This window comes from Psychrobacter sp. AOP7-C1-14, assembly GCF_052376135.1.
Lineage (GTDB): Bacteria > Pseudomonadota > Gammaproteobacteria > Pseudomonadales > Moraxellaceae > Psychrobacter.
The window spans coordinates 51,485-60,443 of record NZ_JBQSVH010000019.1 but is presented as its reverse complement, the minus strand read 5'-3'; the positions used below and the strand labels follow the sequence as shown (position 1 = coordinate 60,443).

Genomic DNA, 8,959 nt, shown 5'->3' with positions numbered 1-8,959 from the left:
TCTATCAGACAGTCAACAACACACTTATCACAAGGCTTATCGTTAAAGTGCACCGCACTATTCATGATGTTGCGTATTGATGTACGTAACATCATGCAGAAGAAGTTTCGTAAGAAAATAGTAGTACCCCTTAGATAGTTTTTAACAAGGAAATGATATGTCTAACTACACAAATTTAAATCATAATTACATAGCAGGCGAATGGCGTGATGGTACATCGAGTCATAAAATCGTAACAAGTAATCCGTTCACTGGTGAAGATATCGCCACGTTTAAAGCTGCCAGCCTAGATGATATTAACAAGTCTTATGAGGCACTAGAGCAAGTACAACAAGACTGGTGTCAGACTAATCCTTATGCTGTGAGCCAGATTGTTGAGCAAGCAGCAAAAGTAATGAGTAACCGTCGAGACGAGTTGGTTGACTTGCTAGTGCGTGAGTCTGGTTCTACCGTGATGAAAGCCAATATCGAGGTTGATGCCTGCATTGGGGTTATTAAAGTGGCTGCCGAGTACCCGTTTTTATTAGAAACTACGGTTGCGCGCTCAGCCGTTCCTAATAAAAGAAATCACATCATTCGTAAGCCAGTCGGTGTGGTGACGGTAATTGGTCCTTTCAACTTCCCAATGTTTTTAGCCATGCGCTCGGTCGTCACCGCATTAGCGAGTGGTAATACTGTGTTATTAAAACCTGCGTCCACAACTCCTATTACTGGCGGTATTTTACTCGCCAAAATCTTTGAGGAGGCAGGTTTTCCCTCAGGTGTGTTGACAGTGGTTGTACCCAAAACCTCTGAGATTGGTGATTCGTTATATACACATCCTATTCCGCGTGTCATTTCATTCACTGGCTCGACTGAGGTTGGTCAGCTCATAGGAGAGATGACGGGGCGCAAAATTAAGCGTTCTATTTTAGAGCTGGGTGGCAACAATGCTTTTGTAGTGCTTGACGATGCCGATATTGATTATGCGGCACGTTCTGCAGTCTTTGGTCGTTTCTTACACAGTGGTCAGATTTGTATGTCAGTTAACCGTGTCATTGTTCATGAGTCTATCTTTGATACGTTTGCCGAAAAGTTTGTCGAATATACAAAAGGACTGAACGTTGGTGACCCATCAAGACCTGATGTGTTAGTGGGGCCTTTGATTGATGAGCGCGAAGCTGTGCGGGTGGAGCAGGCTGTACAACAAGCAGTGCAAGAAGGTGCTGAGATAATTCTTGAAGGTAAGCGTGACGGTGCGCTCGTTTATCCATACGTCCTAAAGGGCAGTAACGACGTTTATTCTGCACGTACAGAAATGTTTGGTCCTGTAGTTACGTTGATTTCACACAAAGGTGATGCTGATGCCTTACGCTTAGCAAACGACACCAATGCTGGATTGAGCGGTGCTGTGCATTCTGCAGATATCTCCCGAGCACAAAGGTTTGCGGCAGGATGGCATACAGGCATGGTTCACATTAATGATCAAAGTGTCAATGATGAGCCGCGCGTTGCCTTTGGTGGTGAAAAAGCATCAGGGGTGGGTCGCTTCGGTCGTCACATTACCTTCGATGAGTTCACGACTTATCAATGGGTATCAGTACAAACTGAACAGCGTCCATATCCTGTTTAGTGGTTTTTAATAATTGACTATGAATAAGTAATTTTGAATTTAAGAATTTAGGTATTAAGGTTCTTATTACCAATTACTCAGGCGTATGAGAGCGGCATAGATTGGAAGCTATGTCCATTTATCTATCACAATAATTGTCTCCCATCAAAAAAAGGAATTCATGATGAGTAAAACCTTTTCAATCAGCTTAGTATTGTCGGCTCTAGTGGGTATGACGGCTTGTTCATCAGATGACAGCACCACTCAAAGTGCTCAAGAAGTCACCACTCTGCGTTTCTCACATTTTTGGCCAGCCACCTCGACCACAAATACAGAAATATTTGAATACTGGGCAAAAAAAGTAGAGGAAGACTCACAAGGTAGGATTCAGATCGAGATATTCCCTTCTGCAACACTCAGTAAACCAAACGCAACCTATGATGCAGTTGCCAGTGGTGTGGTCGATATTGGGTCTACGCTCCAAGGCTATACCAATGGCCGCTTTCCATTGACTCAAATTACTGAGCTACCAGGGCTTTCAAACTCGGCAACACAACTAAACTGTATGCTCCATAATCTATATGACGATGGTGTGATTGCAAGTGAGTACGAAGACACTCATGTGTTGTTCATGATGGGAACCGGCCCTGGCGGTTTTCACACGGTAGACAAGCCGATTCGTACACCAGATGACTTAGCCGGAATGCGTATTCGAGGTCCTTCAGCAATAACGGGCAATATCATTGACGCAGCAGGTGGCACGCCAGTGGGATTGCCAGTGACCGATATTTATACCTCTTTGCAGCGCGGTGTATTGGACGGCATAAGCTTACCTTGGGATGCTATGGGTTCCTTTAAGTTGACAGAGATAACCAACACTCATACGAATATCCCATTTTATAGCTCACCGATTGTTGTGACCATGAATAAAGATAAATATGAAAGCTTGCCAGATGATCTTAAAAAAATTATCGATAATAATTCGGGTGCGGCGATGGCCAAAATAGCGGGCAAGGTGTTCGATGAAGATGACGCAAGACATATGGCTGAAGCCAAAGCTAAGGGTGACTCAATCATAGATATCCCCAATCCACTAGAAAATCCTGAATGGAAAAAGCCTTTAGAAGCAGGCACACAAAAATATTTAACAGATCTTACCAAGCAGGGTTTGGACGCTCAAACAGCTTATCAAAAAACTATAAAAGCCAGTGCCGCATGTCAGTCTTAATAGCTAGGTCACTTGCTCCGATAGTAAGGTCTGTAAAGCAGTCAAATATTCAACAGGCCTTAGTATTAACAATTTTGACAATCAACGCTTAGCAATAAGCAATAAGCAATTAGTGACAAGGATGTCTTTTATGTCTTCTATCCAGCATACAGATACTGTACAACAAGTGACGTTTCGTTTGATGCGTGAACTTAATATGACGACAGTATTTGGTAATCCCGGCTCTACTGAGCTTAATTTCTTGAATAACTTTCCTGAAGATTTTGAATATATATTGGCTTTACAAGAATCATCTGTTGTGGCGATGGCGGATGGCTATGCTCAAGCATCTGGTAATGCTGCTTTTATAAATCTGCACTCAGCAGTAGGGGTTGGCCATGCCTTGGGAAATATATTCACAGCATATCGAAATCACACACCTTTGGTCATAACGGCAGGCCAGCAATCTCGTAGCATTTTACCATTTGCACCTTATCTTGGCGCAGATCACGCTGCCGACTTTCCAAAACCGTATGTTAAATGGAGCATCGAGCCTGCGCGTCCTGAGGATGTGCCATTGGCAATCGCTCAAGCGTACCATATTGCGATGCAGCATCCACGTGGTCCAACCTTTGTATCGATACCTTCTGATGATTGGGATAAAACGACCTGTATGCCTCACTACTCAAAAGTGATTGAGGGTACAATACCAACGCCCGAAGCTATTAATCAGCTCTTGGAGGTACTCAAAAACAGTCAAAATTTAGCTATAGTTGTTGGTGCAGATGTCGATAGGCAGGGCGCATTTGATAATGCTGTTAAACTGGTTGAGCGGCTACAAGCACACGTTTGGGCAGCACCGTATTCGAGTCGAGCCAGTTTTCCAGAAGATCATCCTCAGTTTGCAGGGTTTTTGCCTGCGCTTCCTGAGCAGCTGTCAGAAAAATTGTCTGGGTATGATGTAGTTCTAGTGATTGGCGCCCCTGTGTTTACGCTACACATTGCAGGAGATGTGACGATATTTGATTCAGCAGTCAAAATATATCAAATTACCGACGACCCAAAGTATGCGGCATTTGCCTCTGCAACCACCACTTTATTCGGTTCAATCAATCACAGTATTAGTGCCATGTTGGATAAAATCCTTCCTTTATCTGACTTTCAGAGTGACAAATTTGTCATGCCACTGCGTCCTGCTGCGCCCAAGGTAACTGGAGCGACCCCTATTCCAGTGGAATATGCCATTGATCTGCTGTCGCATGCACGACCATCTGAATCTATCGTCGTCGAAGAAGCGCCTTCTCATCGCTCTGTTATTCAACGTTTTTTGCCCATTACACAAGCGCAAGGCTTTTTTACGATGTCCAGTGGCGGTCTTGGCTATGCACTACCAGCATCAGTAGGAGTCGCATTATCCACCAATAAACGGGTTGTATGTTTAATTGGTGATGGTTCTTCTATGTATTCCATTCAAGCTGTTTGGACGGCCGCGCAGTTGAATTTGCCGGTGACATTTATTGTGCTAAACAATTTTGGGTATGGTGCCATGCATTCTTTTGGCAAAATTATGAGGAGTCAGGCTGTACCAGGGCTTGATTTGCCCAATATCGATTTTGTGCAATTGGCCAATAGTATGGGGTGTGAAGGTGCCCGTATCAAAGAGCATGAAAATCTGCCCGAAGCAATCCATAAAGCGGTCAATGCATCGGGCTGTTATCTGTTAGAAATTATTGTTGATGCGGATACTGGCAATATTTAGCGGCTATTTGTAATGTTGTGAGTTCCATTTAATAAAAAAGTATAATTTTAGACTTATACCTATATAAATATGAGTGTGAAAAGTTTTTTGGATTACTTGAGTTAGGTGGATAAACTTAAAGCCATTAAGAAGTAATAATTCATTGATAAGGAAATAGAAATGAAGAATGTTATTCCAGTATTAGGTATGATTGCTTTAAGTTGTAGCAGTCTTGTGCACGCTGATACATATATAGTTAATAATTATGCTGATGATAATTCACAAGGAACACTACGCTGGGCAATTGAACAGTCTAATACTAACAACACACAAGGAAATGAGATCTTAATCCAAGCTGTTGGTAGAGCACCTTATATAATTAAAGCTAGTAAACCATTGCCACCAATAACATCCTCAGTGAAAATTGTTGGAACGGAGTGGGCTAAAACAGGAGAGTATATTGCAATTGATGGTTCGCAATATATCAAGGGCGAAGGCGCGAAAGCGTGTCCGGGAGCTAATCCTAAACAATATGGAACAAATGTACGTACTACAACATTACCAGGATTGGTTATACAAGATGTTGATGAGGTGACGTTAAAAGGTTTAGATATCCATCGTTTCTGTATTGGTGTGCTAATTAATCGTTCAAGTAACAATCTAATTCAACACAATCGCATAAGTAATAATTATGGTGGTTCTGGTGTTATGCTTACTGGTGATGATGGTCAAGGTAATCCAACTTCAACGACAACTAATAACAATAAAGTGTTGGATAACTTGTTTATCGATAACGGTGACGGTTTGGAGCTTACACGTGGTGCGGCGTTTAATCTTGTGGCAAACAATATTTTTACTTCCACTAAATCTAATCCAGAGCCTTCGCAAGGTGTTGAGATTTTGTGGGGCAACGATAACACTGTAGTTGGTAATAAGTTTGAAAATTATTCTGATGGGTTACAAGTTAACTGGGGAAAACGTAATTACATCGCATATAATGAACTAACCAACAATTCAATTGGTTTCAATTTATCGGGTAATGGTAATATTATTGATAGTAATAAAGTGCATGGTAACCGTATAGGTATAGCAATACGCTCAGAGAAAGATAGTAGCGCACGTACTACCTTAACTAAAAATTTAATTTGGAACAATAGTAAGGATATTAAACGTTGCGAAGCGGGTGGTTCTTGTGTACTGAACCAACATTTAGGCGCAATTATTTTTGAGGTTCCTGGACTGGAGCATGCTGATTTTATTGGGTCTCGTGGTGGGGGTGTAGTAATTGAAGATGCGAATCTTCAAAAAACTTGTGCTAAGTCAGATAAGGATAATTGTAACAGTATTCCCAATCAAGCAATTCAAACACCGAACTTAAGTGTAAGTAAAGGGGAGATTGTGGCAGAGATTAAGGCACAACCAAACCAGCGTTATCAGCTAGAATTTTTTGCTAATAGTCGAGTAGGTTTTCAAGAGGCCGAACAGTATCTTGGATCAAAAATGGTAGTAACTAATGCTAGAGGAAAAGCAAAGGTGTCTTGGAAGCCTATAACTGGCGTAGCAACAGTGACAGCTACATTAACTAATCACCTAGGTGCAACTTCCGAACTTAGTCCTGCTGTAGTTGTTCCTTAATGTCGTATTTTTTACTTAGAAACCATTATAAGCTTTGATTTGAAAGCTCTCACCTAGGTAAAATTCACGGTTTTCAAAACCTTTCAAGATATCAGTTATAAAGCTTGAAAGGCTTTTTTGTATTTTTAGGATGGTGGATTATTTTTATATCTTGAGGAGGTATCGAGATTCTAAGTACTTTGAAATAAAAATCTTTGGCTTACAATATATTTTTTAATAACATGAATATTATTAACTGTTGTACGTAATATAGTGAATAATATTAAAATAAAATCAAAAGCTTCTAGTGTCAAGTAAGAACATTCTAGTTATCCATAATCATGCTTGAAAGGCTTTTAATATTTTGCATCAATTTAGATCGAAAACATCGGATACTAATATGCATGTTTTGAATGATTATTATCATCAGATTACGTGACTAAAACCTCCCAAGTTTAATTATACGGATTTGACGGCAGGGATCACTCCAAAAAAAGTAATCTAGTTAAAGCTATAACGGGTATTACACAGCAGATTAAAACTGCAAAATCAATAATCGAAGGTATAGAGCAAGAGATAGACGATCTTTCGCAGATACCAACTAATACTGTAACGGCGGTTCAGGATATAAATGCTTCATTATTTTCTTTTGGTTTTACTGGATTTAGCATACAGCCTTTTAAGCAAAACAGGTATCAAACCTCAATTTTTACAAACTCGCCTGAGTAAATTTCCAAACCCAAAAAGGGTACTAACAATATGCCGTATATATCGTTAGCATCTTTTTTCTACTACCTATATCTAATCATTATCGATGTTTATTTATTACGCTAATAACCTTAAACCCTCGTTAACAAGACTATAAGCATCTAAAAAATTACTACTTAATCCATAAAATAATTTCACCAAAAGCGTAATTATTAGTGAGCTTTAGCACTAGTCAGATGTTCAAAGACTAATAAACACAATGATAAATACTAAAAGGGCGGCTAATGCGCCGAAGCGAATTAGTGCAAGATCACTATGATTAAACCCGTCAGTATGAATTTATGTCGTAAATTATCGATTACGATAGTAAGGATATAGAGCAGCTAACTTTCTATGCTCGCCATTTGCAACCTATGCTACGTAAGAGGCTCGATAATGATGAGGTTTATCTCAGTAATATTATCATGAGTCACTACCGCTTTTCCAAGCTACGCCAACAGGGTTTAAAGCTGTAGGAGGGTAGTTTCTATCCGCTAAATACTAGTAACGGTGGAGCTGATAATGCTAAGAATAAACAAGAGGGCTGGCTATCAAAAATAGCCGCAAGGTTGAATGAGCTATTCGATAATGAAAATCTGACCGATAGATACCTAATGACTTACTCGCATACTATCTGGAATAAAGTTAACGAAAACCAAATCGTCAAGAACACGAATAGAGTTAGTGTTTTAAGTGAGAGGGATTTATTATGTCAGATAAAAACATCAGTTTTTTAGCTGAAATTAGATCTGATCATTTATTTGCTAATAAAGTCACTTCTCCTCATAACATACTGCAAAAAATCAACAATCTTTTGTCCGTATTAGGCGATATCAATAGGACAGGTGCTCCTACAATACTCATAGCAAACATGGCATTGGCTTATAGTTTCAAAAAATGTTTGCGATCTAATATGGTGTTTTTTGACAAAGCATACGCACATAATCTAAATAGTTGGTTTTATGATCATAGACCCAATAATTTTCACAGATCATTTAACAACATTGCAGAGGTGCTAGTAGGTCTTAACAAGCATTTAATAAAGATATAAAAACTATGTATGATAGGTTTTTAAAGGGCTTGAGGTAATGCGAGGTTATGTCTAAATACAATGATTGGTGCGCCCACCAAGACTCGAACTCGGATCGATCGCTTAGGAGGCAACTGCTCTATCCTGTTGAGCTATAGGCGCATCATGGAGTGACATTGTAGGAAAAAGCAGTCATAAAAGCAATCAACAAAAGATAAATAAAGACAATTTATTCTTACTCACCATTACTAAGCGCGTCAGTGACATCTACAGCATGATTACCTGACGCATTTTTTGCCTGTGAGGTTGGTTTAAATAAGTCATTTACACTGTTCTGATAACCACTGATATTTTTATAATCATATTTTTTTAATATATCTTGACCTGTACTCGACAATAAAAAACTACGGAAATTAATGGCAGTCGTATTGTCTGTCAAAATGACACCTTCAAGAGCTTGTTCATCTTTTAGAGCATATTTGAAGGGATTTAGAGTCTGTATCTCTTTATATTCATTGTTTTTCTGACTCTGAATATTTCTATCTTGAGCTTGTTGCAATTCTGACTGTAGGAGTGATATCCGCTCTGTAGACAGACTATCGTCATTGGTAATAATCAGATCTGTATTAAAAACAAAATTAGAATTTTTGTCTTCGTCATGGTTACCGCTTGATACTGTGAGAATGTCGTTAGAAGGTACATAGCTCGCTAAAACCTGCACATGCGGATAACGAGCCTCAAAGCTCACAATGACATCATCCAAAGGTATCTGTAATTTCTCCTCTGCTTGAATATATAGCACACTGTCAGCAATTTCTCTTGGCTCATCACTCTTCGTATTAGAATTTGATTCACTTTCATTTGCCATGATTGGCAATGGGTCTGTGTTTTTGCGATTATTGGTCCATAACCAAATGCAAACCGCGATAAAGATTGTGAGCAGCAGCAAGACTAGCCCAGCTAGCAGTAGTTTGTAGTCTTTCATATATTACTGCTCTTTTATTAATTGGTTCATGGCAAAGTTTATATACA

General features: G+C 39.6%; 6 protein-coding genes and 1 tRNA gene. 5 read left to right on the top strand and 2 right to left on the bottom strand.

Annotation, left to right across the window (positions count from 1 at the left end):
• Positions 1-157: 157 nt before the first annotated feature.
• From ACT3QN_RS11515 to ACT3QN_RS11495, 5 genes are all read left to right on the top strand, one after another.
• Complete coding sequence (locus tag ACT3QN_RS11515; protein ID WP_444522507.1) at positions 158-1,612, top strand: aldehyde dehydrogenase family protein; 1,455 nt, start codon at positions 158-160, stop codon at positions 1,610-1,612.
• A 163-nt stretch (positions 1,613-1,775) separates the two neighbouring features.
• Complete coding sequence (locus ACT3QN_RS11510; protein ID WP_444522596.1) at positions 1,776-2,819, top strand: TRAP transporter substrate-binding protein; 1,044 nt, start codon at positions 1,776-1,778, stop codon at positions 2,817-2,819.
• Positions 2,820-2,949: 130 nt separating this feature from the next.
• Positions 2,950-4,557, top strand: coding sequence for a benzoylformate decarboxylase (gene mdlC / locus ACT3QN_RS11505; RefSeq protein ID WP_444522508.1), 1,608 nt, complete (start codon positions 2,950-2,952; stop codon positions 4,555-4,557).
• Positions 4,558-4,716: 159 nt separating this feature from the next.
• The gene (locus ACT3QN_RS11500) at positions 4,717-6,171 is read left to right on the top strand and encodes a NosD domain-containing protein (RefSeq protein WP_444522509.1); all 1,455 of its coding nucleotides are present in this window, start codon (positions 4,717-4,719) and stop codon (positions 6,169-6,171) included.
• A 1,435-nt stretch (positions 6,172-7,606) separates the two neighbouring features.
• The gene (locus ACT3QN_RS11495; RefSeq protein ID WP_444522510.1) at positions 7,607-7,948 is read left to right on the top strand and encodes a hypothetical protein; all 342 of its coding nucleotides are present in this window, start codon (positions 7,607-7,609) and stop codon (positions 7,946-7,948) included.
• Positions 7,949-8,013: 65 nt separating this feature from the next.
• Here the strand turns inward: ACT3QN_RS11495 and ACT3QN_RS11490 are convergent.
• Both ACT3QN_RS11490 and ACT3QN_RS11485 read right to left on the bottom strand, forming a co-directional pair.
• Positions 8,014-8,089, bottom strand: a tRNA-Arg gene (locus ACT3QN_RS11490).
• 73 nt (positions 8,090-8,162) lie between these two features.
• Entirely contained in the window at positions 8,163-8,912 is a 750-nt protein-coding gene (locus tag ACT3QN_RS11485) for a hypothetical protein (protein ID WP_444522511.1), read from the bottom strand.
• Positions 8,913-8,959: the final 47 nt, after the last annotated feature.

What these genes read in the sequence shown, in the direction of transcription:
- ACT3QN_RS11515 (WP_444522507.1), top strand. Translation starts at nt 158, where the DNA reads ATGTCTAACTACACAAATTTAAATCATAATTACATAGCAGGCGAATGG.
- ACT3QN_RS11510 (WP_444522596.1), top strand. Translation starts at nt 1,776, where the DNA reads ATGAGTAAAACCTTTTCAATCAGCTTAGTATTGTCGGCTCTAGTGGGT.
- mdlC (WP_444522508.1), top strand. Translation starts at nt 2,950, where the DNA reads ATGTCTTCTATCCAGCATACAGATACTGTACAACAAGTGACGTTTCGT.
- ACT3QN_RS11500 (WP_444522509.1), top strand. Translation starts at nt 4,717, where the DNA reads ATGAAGAATGTTATTCCAGTATTAGGTATGATTGCTTTAAGTTGTAGC.
- ACT3QN_RS11495 (WP_444522510.1), top strand. Translation starts at nt 7,607, where the DNA reads ATGTCAGATAAAAACATCAGTTTTTTAGCTGAAATTAGATCTGATCAT.
- ACT3QN_RS11485 (WP_444522511.1), bottom strand. Translation starts at nt 8,912, where the DNA reads ATGAAAGACTACAAACTACTGCTAGCTGGGCTAGTCTTGCTGCTGCTC.